14 protein-coding genes and 5 tRNA genes are annotated in these 15,301 nt (G+C 67.4%); 18 read left to right on the top strand and 1 reads right to left on the bottom strand.

The features are described from left to right. The first annotated feature begins 193 nt into the window (after window positions 1–193). From ABNQ38_RS14135 to ABNQ38_RS14080, 12 genes are all read left to right on the top strand, one after another. A complete protein-coding gene (locus ABNQ38_RS14135; protein ID WP_377807596.1) occupies window positions 194–1,351 on the top strand; it encodes a porin in 1,158 nt (385 codons plus the stop codon). A gap of 439 nt (window positions 1,352–1,790) precedes the next feature. Next, a complete protein-coding gene (ytfQ, locus tag ABNQ38_RS14130; RefSeq protein ID WP_098735378.1) occupies window positions 1,791–2,759 on the top strand; it encodes a galactofuranose ABC transporter, galactofuranose-binding protein YtfQ in 969 nt (322 codons plus the stop codon). A gap of 81 nt (window positions 2,760–2,840) precedes the next feature. After that, window positions 2,841–4,400, top strand: a complete 1,560-nt coding sequence (gene ytfR, locus ABNQ38_RS14125) for a galactofuranose ABC transporter, ATP-binding protein YtfR (RefSeq protein ID WP_377807595.1) — start codon at window positions 2,841–2,843, stop codon at window positions 4,398–4,400. After that, the gene (locus tag ABNQ38_RS14120; protein WP_377807593.1) at window positions 4,397–5,440 is read left to right on the top strand and encodes an ABC transporter permease; all 1,044 of its coding nucleotides are present in this window, start codon (window positions 4,397–4,399) and stop codon (window positions 5,438–5,440) included. Before ytfR ends, ABNQ38_RS14120 begins: the two co-directional genes overlap by 4 nt. Then, window positions 5,437–6,423: a galactofuranose ABC transporter, permease protein YjfF gene (gene yjfF, locus ABNQ38_RS14115; protein ID WP_377807592.1), complete on the top strand. Its 987-nt coding sequence runs from the start codon at window positions 5,437–5,439 to the stop codon at window positions 6,421–6,423. The genes ABNQ38_RS14120 and yjfF overlap by 4 nt, the downstream gene beginning before the upstream one ends. Then, on the top strand, window positions 6,420–7,454 hold the full coding sequence (locus ABNQ38_RS14110) for an aldose epimerase family protein (RefSeq protein WP_377807591.1): 1,035 nt from the start codon (window positions 6,420–6,422) through the stop codon (window positions 7,452–7,454). Before yjfF ends, ABNQ38_RS14110 begins: the two co-directional genes overlap by 4 nt. Before the next feature lie 107 nt (window positions 7,455–7,561). Then, window positions 7,562–9,208, top strand: coding sequence for a phospholipase D-like domain-containing protein (locus tag ABNQ38_RS14105; protein WP_377807590.1), 1,647 nt, complete (start codon window positions 7,562–7,564; stop codon window positions 9,206–9,208). 75 nt (window positions 9,209–9,283) lie between these two features. Then, window positions 9,284–9,370, top strand: a tRNA-Leu gene (locus ABNQ38_RS14100). Between the two features lie 38 nt (window positions 9,371–9,408). Beyond that, window positions 9,409–9,484 (top strand) — tRNA-Ala (locus ABNQ38_RS14095). Window positions 9,485–9,557: 73 nt separating this feature from the next. Continuing rightward, window positions 9,558–9,634: transfer RNA gene (locus ABNQ38_RS14090), tRNA-Asp, on the top strand. A gap of 4 nt (window positions 9,635–9,638) precedes the next feature. Next, a tRNA-Gly gene (locus ABNQ38_RS14085) sits at window positions 9,639–9,713 on the top strand. A gap of 29 nt (window positions 9,714–9,742) precedes the next feature. Further along, a tRNA-Val gene (locus ABNQ38_RS14080) sits at window positions 9,743–9,817 on the top strand. A 114-nt stretch (window positions 9,818–9,931) separates the two neighbouring features. Here the strand turns inward: ABNQ38_RS14080 and ABNQ38_RS14075 are convergent. Beyond that, a complete protein-coding gene (locus ABNQ38_RS14075) occupies window positions 9,932–10,297 on the bottom strand; it encodes a hypothetical protein (RefSeq protein ID WP_377807589.1) in 366 nt (121 codons plus the stop codon). A 466-nt stretch (window positions 10,298–10,763) separates the two neighbouring features. Here ABNQ38_RS14075 and ABNQ38_RS14070 point away from each other — a divergent pair, with 466 nt between their 5' ends. The 6 genes from ABNQ38_RS14070 to ABNQ38_RS14045 all read left to right on the top strand — a co-directional run bounded on the left by ABNQ38_RS14070 (window position 10,764) and on the right by ABNQ38_RS14045 (window position 15,266). Continuing rightward, a complete protein-coding gene (locus tag ABNQ38_RS14070; protein ID WP_109049412.1) occupies window positions 10,764–11,576 on the top strand; it encodes a response regulator transcription factor in 813 nt (270 codons plus the stop codon). Window positions 11,577–11,767: 191 nt separating this feature from the next. Further along, window positions 11,768–13,012, top strand: coding sequence for a flagellin (locus ABNQ38_RS14065; RefSeq protein ID WP_377807588.1), 1,245 nt, complete (start codon window positions 11,768–11,770; stop codon window positions 13,010–13,012). Window positions 13,013–13,198: 186 nt separating this feature from the next. Further along, window positions 13,199–13,603 (top strand): flagellar biosynthesis regulator FlaF, encoded by a 405-nt coding sequence (locus ABNQ38_RS14060; RefSeq protein ID WP_377807586.1) that lies wholly within the window; start codon window positions 13,199–13,201, stop codon window positions 13,601–13,603. Further along, window positions 13,593–14,078: a flagellar biosynthesis repressor FlbT gene (locus ABNQ38_RS14055; protein ID WP_377807584.1), complete on the top strand. Its 486-nt coding sequence runs from the start codon at window positions 13,593–13,595 to the stop codon at window positions 14,076–14,078. The genes ABNQ38_RS14060 and ABNQ38_RS14055 overlap by 11 nt, the downstream gene beginning before the upstream one ends. A 4-nt stretch (window positions 14,079–14,082) precedes the next feature. After that, window positions 14,083–14,478 (top strand): hypothetical protein, encoded by a 396-nt coding sequence (locus ABNQ38_RS14050; RefSeq protein ID WP_377807583.1) that lies wholly within the window; start codon window positions 14,083–14,085, stop codon window positions 14,476–14,478. After that, the gene (locus ABNQ38_RS14045; protein ID WP_109049417.1) at window positions 14,475–15,266 is read left to right on the top strand and encodes a DUF1217 domain-containing protein; all 792 of its coding nucleotides are present in this window, start codon (window positions 14,475–14,477) and stop codon (window positions 15,264–15,266) included. The genes ABNQ38_RS14050 and ABNQ38_RS14045 overlap by 4 nt, the downstream gene beginning before the upstream one ends. Window positions 15,267–15,301: the final 35 nt, after the last annotated feature.

The following is a 15,301-nucleotide window of genomic DNA, read 5'->3' as shown; positions in this document are numbered from 1 at the left end:
CGGGGCCGGGAACGACCGGCACCACCAACCCGCAACGGCTGCGTCAGAGGGAGCGCTGACGCAGAGGACACTGTCGGACCCGGCATCGCGCCGGGCCTGACGGTCGGGCAGGGCGTGCGTCCGCGCATCGCTGAAGCATCGCTCCCACCCAGTGCATCGAAGCAAAAACAAACCGCATTTAGAGGAAACGCAAATGGTGAGATCAGCTCTGCTGCTTGGCGCAGCCACCCTTTCGCTCGCCTGTGTCATGGCGACCGGTTCCGCCTCCGCCCAATCGAAGTTCGACATCATGCTGGGCGGCGACGCCTATTTCGAAGGCGGTTACGTCAACCAGGACCGCGACTCCGGCCAGCGCAACACCGAGTTCCGCAACCGCCTGCGCCTGCTGGTGACGCCGAAGGCCAAGGCCGACAACGGGCTGGAATACGGCGCCCGCATCCGCCTGCTGGCGGAGAACGGCACCAACAACGCCCGCACCGTCACCAACGACCGCGCCTTCATCTTCGTCAACGGCGGCTTCGGCGTCCTGCATCTGGGCGTCGAGAACGGTCCGTCCGACGACAGCGGCATCATCGCCCCGTCCGACTGGGGCACCGGCGGCGTCGACGGCTCCTTCCCGTCCTGGCTCGGCAACAGCGCGGCCAACGCGCCGGTCACCATCGGCAACATCCGCGCCCTGATCTCCGGCAACAGCGCCACCCGCGCCACCTACTGGACGCCGGAGATCGCCGGCTTCAAGCTCGGTGCCTCCTACCAGCCGGCGTCGGACAGCAGCAACACCGACGTCAACCGCTCCAAGCTGGCGCTCGCCTCGGCCAACCGCACCGGCGCCTATCGCGACGTCTACGAGGTCGGCGGCACCTACACCAACAGCTTCGGCGGCGTGGCGATCAACGGCAGCCTGTTCTACCTGGGCGGCGAGGCCAAGAACTCCACCACCACCCCGTCGGCCAGCTTCGACGATCTGTCCTCGACCCATGCCGGCCTGACGCTGGCCTATGCCGGCTTCAAGATCGGCGGCAGCTATGCCTGGTCGGGCGACAGCGGCTATGCCAAGGCCGGCACCGCCGGCATCGTCAGCCGCGAGAAGCAGGATGTCTGGACCGCCGGCGCGCAGTACACCTTCGGCCCCACCACGCTGGGTGTGGGCTACCTGAACGCCAAGGATGCCGGCGATCTGACGGTGCGCGGCCGCAGCAAGTTCGAGCTGATCACCGTCGGCGCCAAATATGTCGTCGCTCCCGGTTTCAGCCTCGCGCCGGAATACAACCACTTCAAGCTCACCTCCGACGTCGCCGCCAACAGCGACAAGGGCGACATCTTCATCATCCGGACCGATCTGGCCTTCTAACAGCCAGTCGTTCTGAAAAAAGGCCAAACCGACGTCCTGGCCTTTCCGTCTCCTTCGGCTTCGCGCCGCCGCGGTGTTTCTCTCCATCCCGCCGCGGTGGTTGCGTCCCGGCGCGCTCTCCCTCGGGTGCGTCGGCCCCGGTCCAGGCTGGAGCGGGGTCACCTCACGGCCGGGCGGCACTCCGCTGCCCGGCCGTTTTTTTCACCGGATTTCGGGACGCATTTTCGGTGGGATCTGGAACCGAACATATCCTTTTCGGCATCGCATCGGTCGAGAATCGTATTGGACAGTTATGGTTCTGCGTACTTAAAGTGGGCATGACGAACAATTCCGGACCGGGTGGCGATCACGATGTTTCAGCGCCCCGTCCCGACGCCTGCCCCTCGTCCATCGCGCACCGCAATAAAACCTCGCCATAAACACTCAGGGAGTGAATCGGATGTCCAGGAAATGGGTGATCTCCGCCGCCACCGCCGCCGCGGCCCTGTTCATCGGGCTCGGCGCCGTCCAGGCCGCCGACAAGAAGCTGGTGGTCGGTTTCTCGCAGATCGGCTCGGAATCGGGCTGGCGCGCCGCCGAGACCAAGACCGCCAAGGCTGAGGCCGACAAGCGCGGCATCGACCTGAAGATCTCCGATGCCCAGCAGAAGCAGGAGAACCAGATCAAGGCGGTGCGCTCCTTCGTCGCCCAGGGCGTCGATGCGATCTTCATCGCGCCGGTGGTGGCGACCGGCTGGGATTCGGTGCTGAAGGAGGCCAAGGAGGCGAAGATCCCGGTGGTCCTGCTCGACCGCCAGATCGAGACCAAGGACCAGAGCCTCTACATGACCGCCGTCACCTCCGACACGGTGCATGAGGGCCGGGTGGCCGGCGAATGGCTGGCCAAGCAGACCGGCGGCAAGTGCGCCGTGGTCGAGTTGCAGGGCACCGTCGGCTCCTCGCCCGCCATCAACCGCAAGAAGGGCTTCGACGAGATCGTCGCCAAGAATCCCGGCATGAAGATCGTCCGCACCCAGTCCGGCGACTTCACCCGCGCCAAGGGCAAGGAGGTGATGGAGAGCTTCATCAAGGCCGAGAATGGCGGCAAGGGCATCTGCGCCGTCTACGCCCACAACGACGACATGGCCGTCGGCGCGATCCAGGCGATCAAGGAAGCCGGCCTGAAGCCGGGCAAGGACATCCTGGTCGTCTCCATCGACGGCGTGCCGGACATCTTCAAGGCGATGTCGGAAGGCGAGGCGAACGCCACGGTCGAGCTGACGCCGAACATGGCCGGCCCGGCCTATGACGCGCTGATCGCCTTCAAGAAGGACGGCAAGGCGCCGCCGAAGTGGATCCAGACGGAATCGGCTCTGTTCACGCCGGACACCGCCAAGGCCGAGTACGAGCGCCGCAAGGACGCCTACTGATCTGGGTTGAAATCTCCCTCTCCCCCCCGGGGAGAGGGGATAGTCCCCACACATTTCGTTGCGCATCCGGCGAGGTCCGCCATGACGGCATCCACCGCTCTCCCTTCCGCTCCGCTGCTGGCGATCCGCGGGTTGTCGAAGGCGTTTCTCGGCGTCCAGGCGCTCGACGGCGTCGATTTCACCCTGCGCCATGGCGAGATCCATGCCCTGCTGGGCGAGAACGGCGCCGGCAAATCGACGCTGATCAAGACGCTGACCGGCGTCTACCAGCGCGACAACGGCACCGTGGCGCTGGAGGGGCGGGAGATCGCACCGCGCGGGGTGGAGGAGGCGCAGCGCCTGCACATCGGCACCGTCTATCAGGAGGTGAACCTGCTGCCGAACCTGTCGGTGGCGGAGAACCTGTTCCTCGGCCGCCAGCCGATGCGCTGGGGGCTGGTCGACCGCGGCGCCATGCGGCGGCGGGCGCGGGCGGTGCTGCACCCCTACGGCCTGTCCGTCGACGTGACGGCCCCGCTCGGGCGCTTTTCGGTGGCGACCCAGCAGATCATCGCCATCGCCCGCGCGGTCGACATGTCGGCCAAGGTGCTGATCCTCGACGAGCCGACCGCCAGCCTGGATGCGCAGGAGGTGGCGGTGCTGTTCCGGGTGATGCGCACCCTGCGGTCGCGCGGCATCGGCATCGTCTTCGTCACCCATTTCCTCGATCAGGTCTATGAGGTCTGCGACAGCATCACCGTGCTGCGCAACGGCCGGCTGGTCGGCGAGCGGCGCACGGCGGACCTGCCGCGCCTCGACCTCGTCGCCATGATGCTGGGGCGGGAGCTGGAGGCGGCGGCCCACCGCATCGACCTCGGCCCGGCGGAGCTGGACAGCCGTCCGCCACTGGCCAGCTTCAAGGGATTCGGCAAGGCGCGCAGCGTCGAGCCCTTCGACCTCGACATCCGTCCCGGCGAGGTGGTGGCGCTGGCCGGATTGCTGGGCTCCGGCCGCACGGAGACGGTGCGGCTGGTCTTCGGCATGGACCGCGCCGACAAGGGCGAGGCGACGGTGGACGGGCAGGCGGTGCGGCTCAGGGGCCCGCGCGAGGCTGTGAGGCTCGGCTTCGGCTTCTGCCCGGAGGACCGCAAGAAGGAGGGCATCGTCGGCGAGCTGTCGGTGCGCGAGAACATCATCCTGGCGCTTCAGGCGCGGCAGGGCTGGCTGAAGCCGATCCCGCGCCGCCGCCAGGAGGAGATCGCCGACCGCTTCATCCGCCTGCTCGACATCCGCACGCCGGACGCCGAGCGGCCGATCCAGCTGCTGTCGGGCGGCAACCAGCAGAAGGCGCTGCTGGCGCGCTGGCTGGCGACCGAGCCGCGGCTGCTGATCCTCGACGAGCCGACGCGCGGCATCGACGTCGGGGCGCATGCCGAGATCATCCGCCTGATCGAGCGGTTGTGCGCCGACGGCATGGCGCTGCTGGTGGTGTCGTCGGAGCTGGAGGAGATCGTCGCCTACAGCCGCCGCGTCGTCGTGCTGCGCGACCGCCGCCATGTGGCGGAACTGAGGGGAGGGGAGGTCAGCGTGGAGCGCATCGTCGCCGCCATCGCGTCGGAGACGCCTGTTGCAGCCGGATCGGGCGCAGAGGTGCGGCAATGACGTTGTCCGCTCCCGGCCCGGCGCGCAACCTGCCGCAATATGGCGCGCTGATCGCCGTCCTGCTGGCCAACTGGCTGCTGTTTCCCGATTTCTTCGCCATCCGTCTTCAGGACGGCCGGCTGTTTGGCAGCCTGATCGACGTGCTGAACCGCGGCGCCCCGGTGGCACTGCTCGCCGTCGGCATGACCATGGTCATCGCCACCCGCGGCGTCGATCTGTCGGTCGGCGCGGTCATGGCGATCTCCGGCGCCATCGCGGCGACCATGACCGGGGCGGGCTGGAGCCTGCCGGCGGTGCTGGCGGCGTCGCTCGCCGCCGGCCTGCTGTGCGGGCTGTGGAACGGCCTGCTGGTGGCGGTCCTGCGCATCCAGCCGATCATCGCCACCCTGATCCTGATGGTCGCCGGCCGCGGCATTGCCCAGCTGGTGACGGAGGGGCAGATCGTCACCTTCACCAGCCCGGCGCTCGCCTTCATCGGCAGCGGATCCTTCCTGACCGTGCCGATGCCGGTGGTCCTCACCGTCGTCGTGCTGGCGGTGACGGCGCTGCTGGTGCGGGCGACGGCGCTGGGGCTGATGATCGAGGCGGTCGGCGTCAACCGGCTGTCCAGTGCCGGGGCCGGCGTCAACACGCCGGTGGTGCTGGTCGCCGTCTATGTCTGGTGCGGGCTGTGCGCGGCGGTGGCCGGGCTGATCGTCACCGCCGACATCCGCGGCGCCGACGCCAACAATGCCGGGCTGTGGCTGGAGCTGGACGCCATCCTGGCGGTGGTGGTCGGCGGAACCTCGCTGCTCGGCGGGCGCTTCGGGCTGGTGCTGTCGGTGGTGGGCGCGCTGATCATCCAGTCGATGAACACCGGCATCCTGCTGAGCGGCTTCAAGCCGGAATTCAACCTGATCGTCAAGGCGGGCGTCCTGCTGGTCGTCCTGCTGCTGCAATCGCCGACGCTGACCCTGTTCCTGCCGCGGCCCAAGGGCGCGCGGCCGATCGGGACGGTCAAGCCGCCGGTGGCGCCGACCAGCGGAGGGGCGAAACCATGACCGGTGCACTCCAGCGCTTTCTGCCGCTGATCGTCACCACCGCCGTGCTGGTGGTGGGGTTCCTGCTGTGCGCGGCGCAGTTCCCCAACTTCGCCTCCTGGCGGGTGGTGGCAAACCTGCTGACCGACAACGCCTTTCTCGGCATCACCGCGGTCGGCATGACCTTCGTCATCCTGTCCGGCGGCATCGACCTGTCGGTGGGCGCGGTGATCGGCTTCACCACCGTGCTGCTGGCTGTGCTGATCGAGCATGGCGGCTGGCACCCGGTTGCCGCCTTCGCCGTCGCGCTGATCGCCGCCGGCGGCTTCGGCGCCGCGATGGGCGGGGTGATCCATGTCTTCCAGATGCCGCCCTTCATCGTCACGCTGGCCGGCATGTTCATCGCCCGCGGGCTGGGCTTCGTCTTGACCACCGATTCCGTGCCGATCAACCACCCGCTCTATGGCGAGCTGAACGACATGGCGCTGCGCTTCGATTTCGGGCTGAAGCTGAGCCTGCCGGCGCTGCTGATGCTGGGGGTGGTGGTCGCGGCGGTGGTGCTGGCGCATTGGACGCGCTTCGGCGCCAACCTCTATGCGCTGGGCGGCAACCGCCAGTCGGCGGAGCTGATGGGCGTGCCGGTGGCGCGGACGACGGTGGCGGTCTATGGGCTGTCGGGGCTGCTGGCCGGGCTGGCGGGAATTGTCTTCTCGCTCTACACCGGCGCTGGCTATTCGCTGGCGGCGACCGGGGTGGAGCTGGACACCATCACCGCGGTGGTGATCGGCGGCACCCAGCTGACCGGCGGTTACGGCTATGTCGTCGGCACCTTCGTCGGCGTGCTGATCCAGGGGCTGATCCAGACCTACATCACCTTCGACGGCAGTTTGAGCAGCTGGTGGACCAAGATCGCCATCGGCGTGCTGCTGTTCGTCTTCATCCTGTTGCAGAAGGGCCTGCTGGTGGTCTGGGCCGGCCGCGGCGGCGAACCGGCGGAGGCATGATGCCCATCGAGAGTTTCCTGTTCGACACCGTCGAGGGCCATCCGGTGGAGGGCTTCACCCTCTCCGCCGGCGGGTTGGAGGCGACGGTTATCGCCCATGGCGCCCGGCTGGTGCGGATGCTGGTGCCCGGCCGCGACGGAACCAGCGCCGACGTGGTGCTGGGCTTCGACCGGGTGGCCGATTACCTGGCGAGCGACGCCTATTTCGGCGCCACCTGCGGCCGCTACGGCAACCGCATCGGCGGGGCGGCCTTCACGCTGGACGGGGTGCGGTACGGGCTGGCCGTCAACGAGCCGCCGAACCAGCTGCATGGCGGGCCGGACGGCTTCGACCGGCGGATCTGGGCGGCGGAAGTCGATGCAGCGGAAAACGCCGTCACCTTCACCCATCGATCGCCGGACGGCGACCAGGGCTATCCGGGGACGCTGACGGCGACGACGCGCTACCGGCTGACCGACGACGGGGTGCTGGACATCGCCATGACGGCGACGACCGACCGGCCGACCATCGTCAACATCGTCCATCACAGCTACTGGAACCTCGGTGGGCATGGCTCCGGCGACCTGCGCGACCATCGGCTGACGGTGCAGGGCGGCTTCACCACGCCGGTCGGCGCCGACCTGATCCCGACGGGGGAGGTGCGGCCGGTCGACGGCACCCCCTTCGACCTGCGCGGCGGTGTGGAATTGGGCGAGGCGCTGGAGGCGGTCGGCGGCTTCGGCTTCGACCACAACTGGTGCCTGGCGGGGCCGGCCGGCGAGCTGCGTCCGGTGGCGCTGCTGGAGCATCCGGCCAGCGGCCGGCGGATGGAGCTGGCGACCGATCAGCCGGGCTTGCAGGTCTACAGCGGCGGTTATCTCAGCGAGACGGTGGTGGGGAAGGGTGGGCAGCCCTACTGCCGCTTCGCCGGGCTGGCGCTGGAAAGCCAGCGCTTCCCCGGCAGCCCGAACATCGGCCATTTCCCCTCAGCCCGGCTCGATCCCGGCGAGACCTACCGCCACCGGATGCAGCTGCGATTCCGGGCGGGCTGAGCGCAGGGCGGGAACCGTCCCCCGGTTCGCGGGGTTCATCGAAGGCACGGCAGCGGTTCCGCTGTCGCTGCCGCGATGATGCTCACGACGCCGAAGGAATGGTCGACATGGCCGCGATGCCTGACGCCGCCCGCCCAAGCCCCACCTTTCAGGCCGCCCAGCCTGCGGACGGCCCAATTCTGGTGCCCGGCCGGACCTGCTGGCGGATGGAGAAGGCGGACCGCGTTGCGGTCATCATCGACGCCGCTGCCTATTTTGCCCGGATCAAGGCGGCCATCCTGAATGCCCGCCACACGGTGATGCTGATCGGCTGGGATTTCGACACCCGGATCAAGCTGGAACTCGACGACCCGATGCCAGGCGTGCCGAACGAGCTGGGCGATTTCCTGTCCTGGATCGTCCGGGTGCGGCCGGAACTGACCATCAATGTGCTGAAATGGGATCTGGCGGTCCTGAAGATGCCGTTCCGCGGCGGGACGCCGTTGGTCCTGCTCGACTGGATCAGCAGCCGGCGCCTGCGCTTCCGACTGGATTCCGCCCATCCGCCCGGCGCCTGCCACCACCAGAAGATCGCCATCATCGACGATGCGCTGGCCTTCTGCGGCGGCATCGACATGACCACCGACCGCTGGGACACACCCGACCACCGCGACGGCGATCCCCGGCGGGTGCGGCCGAACGGCGAGCCCTACGGTCCCTTCCATGACGTGACGACCGCCGTCGACGGCGCCGCGGCGCGGGCGTTGGGGGAGTTGGCGAGGGAGCGCTGGCACCGGGCGACCGGCGAGATGCTGGCCCCGCCGCCGCCGGTCCCAGCCTTCTGGCCCGACGATCTGGAGCCCGACTTCCGCGACCTCCCCGTCGCCATCGCCCGCACCGACCCGATGGCCGACCATCAGGGGACGCAGAAGACCGGCAAGCGCGGCGTGCGCGAGATCGAGGCGCTGTATCTGGCCGCCATCGCCGCCGCGCGGGATTTCATTTATCTGGAAAGCCAGTATTTCGCCTCGCAGAAGATCGTCGGAGCCATCATCGAGCGTCTGTCGGAACCGGACGGGCCCGAGGTGGTGGTGATCAATCCCGAACGCACGCCCGCCTGGATCGAGGAGGAGTCGATGGGCAGCGCCCGCTCGCTGCTGCTCCAGCGCCTGAACGAGGCCGTCGCCCACCCTCGCTTCCGCATCCTGGCGCCGGTGACCGAGGGCGGCGAGGGCATCTACGTCCATGCCAAGGTGCTGGTGGTCGACGACCGGCTGCTGCGGGTGGGGTCGTCCAACATCAACAACCGGTCCCAGGGGCTGGACACCGAATGCGACCTCGCCATCGAGTGCGCGCCGGGCGAACGGCCGGAGGTCTGCCGGTCCATCCGCTCCGTCCGCACCCGCCTGATGGCGGAGCATCTCGGCGTCTCCGTCGAGGAGGTGGAGCGCACCGAGGAGGCGACCGGGTCGCTGACCGCCACGGTGGACCGGCTGATCCGCCCGGCCGGCCGTTCGCTCCGCCCGCTGGAGCCGCAGCCGCTGACCGAGACGGAGCGCCGGCTGGTGGAGGAGCGGCTGCTCGACCCCGATCGTCCGGAGCCGATGGCGACCACCATCCTGCGCGGGGCGACGGTGTTCGGCGACGTGAACCGGACGGCATGGCGCATCGGCGCCGTGGTGGGCGCCGGGGTAGCCGCAGCGGCGGCGGTGGGGGTCGGACTGGCCCTTCTGGCCCGCCGCAACGGGCGTCAGAAAAAAATGCACGGAGAGTGAATTCTCTGCTTGCGGGCTGCGATCCATCCCGCTACATAAGCGCTCCCCGCGGCGCCCAACGCGGTGCGGGGAAAAGCGCTTGTGGCGGAATTGGTAGACGCGCTAGGTTCAGGTCCTAGTGGCTGAAAGGCCGTGGGGGTTCGAGTCCCTCCAAGCGCACCAACACTTCAAGTGTTGGTGTAGAGGTGCAGAAGTATAGTGGGGCCATAGCTCAGCTGGGAGAGCGCTACAATGGCATTGTAGAGGTCATCGGTTCGATCCCGATTGGCTCCACCACTTCTGAAGAGTTTGGGTAGGTTTAGGTCTTGTCTGTCGGGGTGAAGCCTTGTAAAAGGCGCCGCTCCTCAGCGCGGGTGTAGCTCAGTTGGTTAGAGCGCCGGCCTGTCACGCCGGAGGCCGCGGGTTCAAGTCCCGTCACTCGCGCCACTTTGCGGGCGTAGCTCAGGGGTAGAGCACAACCTTGCCAAGGTTGGGGTCGAGGGTTCGAATCCCTTCGCCCGCTCCATGACTGGAGCGACAGTTTTGGGTTCCCGTGGTCTCGTAGCTCAGCGGGAGAGCACTACGTTGACATCGTAGGGGTCACTGGTTCAATCCCAGTCGGGACCACCATTCTGAAGGCCGCCAACCGGAACGGGTTGGCGGCCTTCGCCGTTTCAGGGCCTTATTTCCAGGCCTCTTGCCGCACCTCCGCGGTGCCCCGCCGCCGGCCCGTCCGCTCCGTTCTCAAATCTCCGCCGGTGGCCTGACCGGGATCGGCCCGCCCGCAACCGGGGGAGGGGCCGGCAGCGACCGCAGCGACGCCCGCGCCGCCTCGCGCATCGGGGCGAAGCCGTCCTCCGGAAAACGGCGGATCAGCGTCTGGTAGGACGCGCGCGCCACCTCCGGGCAGTTCAGGATGCGGAACTGGTCGCCCTGGCGCAGCAGGGCTGCGGCCTCGTCGGTCTTCGGATGGCCGGCGATGGAGGACGCGACTCCGTACCAGCGCCCATAGGCCGACCACAGGTCGCGCACGGCATCGCCGTCGCATCGGCCGGCGGTCAGCGCTTTTTCAAGGGCTTGGCGGTAATCGCTGTCGGGTGCCTGCGACACTTGCGCACAGCCTCCCAGGGCAAGCAGGCAAGCAGCGGCTGCAGCCGCCGCAAGGACGGACAACGTCGTTCCGGACATGGAACCTCCTCAAACGCGGGTGCCCGGGGACCCTAGGACATCACGGTTAAACCAGCGTTCATGTTTGTAAGCGCTGGTTTTCTGTTTCATCACCAACGTTAACCATAGGGGATGGGCGAATTAATGGTTGTTTGTGGCGATCACTCTAAACTCGCATAGAATTTCCAAGTAAAACCCCACATGAATAAAAATTTATCCAGTCTTTAGTAGAACGGAACCATTAAAACCACGTAAAACCAGGGTCGCACCTATGTCTATCCGGGTAACCCAATCTGTTGACATACTGCCTTTCGATAGGTTCTTTTGGGGCTGTGATAAGCATGTGACATCAGCGCAATTGCGTAAAAAACAATGCTTTATCTGCGCTTGCTCGACAATGGAGAATCCAATGCAGGCTTTGCTGATTGAGCCAGCCGATCTGATCGCCGATGCCATCGGCAAGCAACTCGCCCTGTGCAAGGTTAACCATGACCGCCTGGACCTGAATGGACTGCGCGATCTGGTGGGCGGGCATGGCTCCGTCGATATCACCCATGACGCGATCATCATCGGCGATGTCGGCGATACCGAAGCCTGCGTCGCCATGCTGCGCGCCCGCAACGTCACCGCCGCGATCATCTGCCTGATCGAGCGCCGCTGCGCCAACACCACCGCCGGCATCCTGCGGGCCGGTGCCGACGACGTGCTGGTCAAGCCGGTCGTCAGCACCGAAATCCGCGCCCGGCTGGAGGCGATCCGCCGCCGCTCCTACGGGCTGACCAGCAACGCGGTGACGGTGGGCCGCCTGACCGTCTTCCTTGACGGCCGCGATCCGGAGGTGGACGGCGAACGCCTGCGCCTCAGCCAGCGCGAACACGCCATCCTGTCGGTGCTGGCCCTCAACCACCGCCGGGTGGTGTCGAAGGAGCACATCTACGAGGAGGTCTACGGCCTGTCCGGCTCAGACCCGCTCGACAAGGTGATCGACGTCTACATCTGCAAGCTGCGCAAGAAGATCGACACGGCGACCGGCGGCGGCCGCTACATCGAGACGGTCTATGGCCGCGGCTACAAGTTCGAGGCGCCGCCCGACCACGTCGCCCCCGACCGTGGACAGCTGATGCTGGACCGCTGGTCGAACGCCGGTGCGCTGGCCGGAGCCCGCGTGCCCTTCATCCCGCCGGTGGTCTCCCGCGCCGCCGCCCGCGCCGTCGGGCGCTGATCCTCCGCTTCCGAAAGCCGACTACCGAAAACACCGTCCGCCCCGAACGCTTCCGATTTTTTACCCCGGCTTAAACCGGCCCGGTCATCCTCGAATTCGCCGCTCGCGCCCCCGCACAACAGATCGGGAAGGCCGGCGTGAATGGCCCCGGCGTCAGAAAGGCGCCATGCATCTCGCGAATGGAGATACCCATGGCCTCGATTATGACGAACACCTCCGCCATGACCGCGCTGCAGACCCTGCGCCGCGTGACCGGAGATCTGGAGACCACGCAGGACCGCATCTCGACCGGCCTGAAGGTCAACAACGCCAAGGACAACGCCGCCTACTGGTCGATCGCCACCACCATGAAGGCCGACGTCGCCGGCTTCAAGGCGGTCAAGGAATCGCTGGAGCTGGGGTCCGGCACCACCAACACCGCGTCGGTGGCGTCCAAGAACATCGTCGAAAACCTTCAGACGCTGAAGGCCCGCGTCATCGCCGGCCAGACCAACGGCGTCGACAAGTCGCTGATCCAGAACGACGTCGACCAGCTGGTGAAGCTGATCAAGGGCGCCGCCGCCGACGCCTCCTTCAACGGCGACAACCTGCTGCGCGTCACCTATTCGAACGACGGCACGGCCAAGGACAAGAACGTCGCCATCCTCGCCTCGCTGAGCCGCGCCGACGGCACCGTCGATCCGAGCTACATCGATTTCCAGCGCCAGGACATGCGCGTGGAGTCGATCGTCGGCAAGGCCACCATCGAGCAGCAGGTCGACTCGACCAACGCCACCAAGGCCAAGGTCGACATCAAGTTCGGCGCCCCCGGCGACACCTTCATCGACGGCCAGAACCTGGGCCTCGGCAGCCTGACGCTGACCGTGACCAAGGAGAACGGCACGAAGACCGACGTGACGGTCGACCTGTCGGCCCAGACCTACGACACCGATCTGGCGACCACCCAGGGCAACATCGCCACGGCGGTCAACACCGCCCTGACGGCGGCCGGCGGTGACTTCCAGGTCGCCTTCACCGGCGACACCCTGTCCTTCACCGACCAGGACGTGAACACCGACGGCAACTTCACCGCCCAGGTGTCCGGCCTGTGGGTCGGCTCGAAGGAAAGCGACGCCTTCGGCGGCCTCGCCGATCTGACCCAGATCGACGTGGTCAACAACTCGAAGAAGTCGCTGGAGGTCATTAACAAGCTGCTCGACAGCGCCATCGGCAAGTCGGCGGTTATCGGTTCCATCGAGAACCGCGTGTCGGTGCAGAACGACTTCGTGTCGAAGCTGACCGACTCGATGAACAAGGGCATCGGCGCCCTGGTCGACGCCGACATGAACGAGGAATCGAGCCGCCTGCAGGCCCTCCAGGTCCAGCAGCAGCTCGCCATCCAGGCTCTGTCCATCGCCAACCAGGGTCCGCAGAACATCCTGTCGCTGTTCCGCTAAGCCCCTGACGGGCCGTCCCATTGTCCGAACCCCTGGACAATGGGACGGCCCCGCCGGCCATGCCCGTTCATCACGCCAGCCGCCGGACGGAGCGGGCATCGCCGACGGCCATCCGCGTCCGCCATCAAACCCACCGCAACCGGTCCGGCTTCCCGCCGCCAAGGACCCCACCGCAGGGGTGCGCCCATGAGCATCGCCGCCTACCACCAGACCATCGCCGAGTGCGACGATCCGCGAAAGATCGAGTACCGGGTGTTCCTGCGGATCACCCTGGCGCTGGAGAACAACCGCGACGCTGACTGGCGCTCCGCCGCGCTGAAGGACGCGCTGTGGCGGAACCTGGAGCTGTGGAACACGCTCCGCGCCGACCTGCTGGAGGACGGCAACGCCCTGCCGGAGGCGTTGCGCGCCGGTCTGGTCTCGCTCTCCTTCGCGGTGAACCGCAACACCCAGCGGGTTCTGCGCGGCGAGGGCGGCATCGACCTGCTGCTCCACATCAACCGCTCGGTGATGCAGGGCCTGCAAGGGGCTGTTTCTGCGGCGCAGCCCGCGCTGGAACTGGCGACGGAGGATCTGTCCTATGGCACTTAAGCTGCGCCTGAAGCCGTGCGAGCGGGTGGTGATCAACGGCTGCGTCGTGCAGAACGAGAACCGCCGCTACACCCTGACGATCTCCAACTTCGCCCAGATCATCCGTGGCAGCGACATCCTCCAGGAAGAGGACGCGGTGACCCCGGTGCGCCGCGCCTATTTCCTGATCCAGAGCATGCTGCTCGATCCCGAGGTCGCCGCCAATGGCAGCGGAGCGGTGGCGGCGATGATGGCGCAACTCTACACCGCCTTCGCCCGCCCCGACATCCAGGACCGCATCGCCCGCGCCATGGGCCATATCGGCGAGCGCGACTATTACAAGGCGCTGTCCGCCCTGCGTCCGGTGATGGAGTATGAGGGCACGCTGCTGGCGGCGCCGCCCGCCGCGTCCCCCGCTGCGACGCCTTCTGTATCCCCCCCTGCCCCGGCGGCCTCCTTCCAGGCGGACGGCATCGGCCATCACGCGGGAGGATGACGCCATGCCGACCCCCGTCAGCGGCGTGACCGGCCCGTCCGGCGACCGCGCCACCACCAGCAGCGCCGACATCATCGCGGAAGCGCGCCAGCGTCAGGCCGACCGGCTGCGCGCCGCCCAGGCCGAGACGGCCAAGCCGGTGGAGGCGGCCGAGCGGGCCCAAAAGACCGCTGCCGCGAAAGCGGACGCATCCGACGCGGAGGCGAAGCACGCCGCCCGGCCCTACCGCGTCAACCTCGATCCCGACACAAGGCGTCTCTACACCGAGGTGCTCGACACCGCGACCGGGGAGGTCATCATGCGCATCCCCGCCGGCTATGGCGCCGAAACCGATGCGGCCGACGACGATCCGGTCCTCCCGCAGGACAAGGACGGCCGGGATGGGGAGGTCGAGGCATGACGACGCTCGTCGATCTGCGGATGGTCAGCAAGAACCACGACCGCTACGAACAGGCGGTGCGCAGCCGGCCGGCGGTGCAGCGCGCCATCTCCTATTTCCAGGACAACATCGGCAAGATCGCCAGCACCGAAGACTTCATGAAGGACGACAAGCTTTACCGCTTCGTCCTCGACGCCTTCGACCTCGGCAGTCAGGCCAAGTCGCGCGGCCTGATCCGCAAGGTTCTGGAGGAAGGGGTGAGCGACCAGTATTCCACCGCCAACCGGATGAGCGACACCAAGTTCCGCGAGATGGCGACCATCCTCGGCTTCGCCGAGAACGGCGGCGCCAACCTGAAGCAGCCGGCCGTCGTCCAGGCCATCGTCGACCGCTATGTCGCCGTGACGCTGGAGGTCGAATCGGAGGACAGGAACCCGGCGGTGCGGCTCGGCCTCTATTTCCAGCGGCGGTCGGCGAACATCACCAACTGGTATCAGGTCATGGCCGATAATGCCCTGCGCAAGGTGGTCTACACCACGCTGGGGCTGCCCGACCAGACGGCGCTGCTGGACGTCGACAAGCAGAAGGCGCTCTTGGAAAAGCGGATGGACATCGCCGACCTCAAGAGCCCGGACAAGGTCGCCAAGTTCCTCGACCGCTTCGCCGCGATGTACGACATGCAGAACGGCAGCGCCGCTGCGACCGCCGCCATGCCGTCCATCGGGCCGATTTCCCGCCGCGGGCGGGCCTCGATCATCTCCATCGATCCGTCCATCACCATGACGCTGATGAGGTTCCCGCGCTTCTGACAGGGCCGCGGGGCTCGCCCGAGCGGGAGGAGTCC

The sequence above is a fragment of the Azospirillum sp. A29 genome (assembly GCF_042604625.1).
GTDB lineage: Bacteria > Pseudomonadota > Alphaproteobacteria > Azospirillales > Azospirillaceae > Azospirillum > Azospirillum palustre.
This window is presented reverse-complemented; position numbering and strand designations above follow the sequence as displayed.

Coding starts and splice junctions, on each gene's coding strand:
- yjfF (WP_377807592.1), top strand. CDS start 5,437: ATGACCGGTGCACTCCAGCGCTTTCTGCCGCTGATCGTCACCACCGCC.
- ABNQ38_RS14105 (WP_377807590.1), top strand. CDS start 7,562: ATGGCCGCGATGCCTGACGCCGCCCGCCCAAGCCCCACCTTTCAGGCC.
- ABNQ38_RS14120 (WP_377807593.1), top strand. CDS start 4,397: ATGACGTTGTCCGCTCCCGGCCCGGCGCGCAACCTGCCGCAATATGGC.
- ytfR (WP_377807595.1), top strand. CDS start 2,841: ATGACGGCATCCACCGCTCTCCCTTCCGCTCCGCTGCTGGCGATCCGC.
- ABNQ38_RS14135 (WP_377807596.1), top strand. CDS start 194: ATGGTGAGATCAGCTCTGCTGCTTGGCGCAGCCACCCTTTCGCTCGCC.
- ytfQ (WP_098735378.1), top strand. CDS start 1,791: ATGTCCAGGAAATGGGTGATCTCCGCCGCCACCGCCGCCGCGGCCCTG.
- ABNQ38_RS14060 (WP_377807586.1), top strand. CDS start 13,199: ATGAGCATCGCCGCCTACCACCAGACCATCGCCGAGTGCGACGATCCG.
- ABNQ38_RS14045 (WP_109049417.1), top strand. CDS start 14,475: ATGACGACGCTCGTCGATCTGCGGATGGTCAGCAAGAACCACGACCGC.
- ABNQ38_RS14110 (WP_377807591.1), top strand. CDS start 6,420: ATGATGCCCATCGAGAGTTTCCTGTTCGACACCGTCGAGGGCCATCCG.
- ABNQ38_RS14065 (WP_377807588.1), top strand. CDS start 11,768: ATGGCCTCGATTATGACGAACACCTCCGCCATGACCGCGCTGCAGACC.
- ABNQ38_RS14050 (WP_377807583.1), top strand. CDS start 14,083: ATGCCGACCCCCGTCAGCGGCGTGACCGGCCCGTCCGGCGACCGCGCC.
- ABNQ38_RS14055 (WP_377807584.1), top strand. CDS start 13,593: ATGGCACTTAAGCTGCGCCTGAAGCCGTGCGAGCGGGTGGTGATCAAC.
- ABNQ38_RS14070 (WP_109049412.1), top strand. CDS start 10,764: ATGCAGGCTTTGCTGATTGAGCCAGCCGATCTGATCGCCGATGCCATC.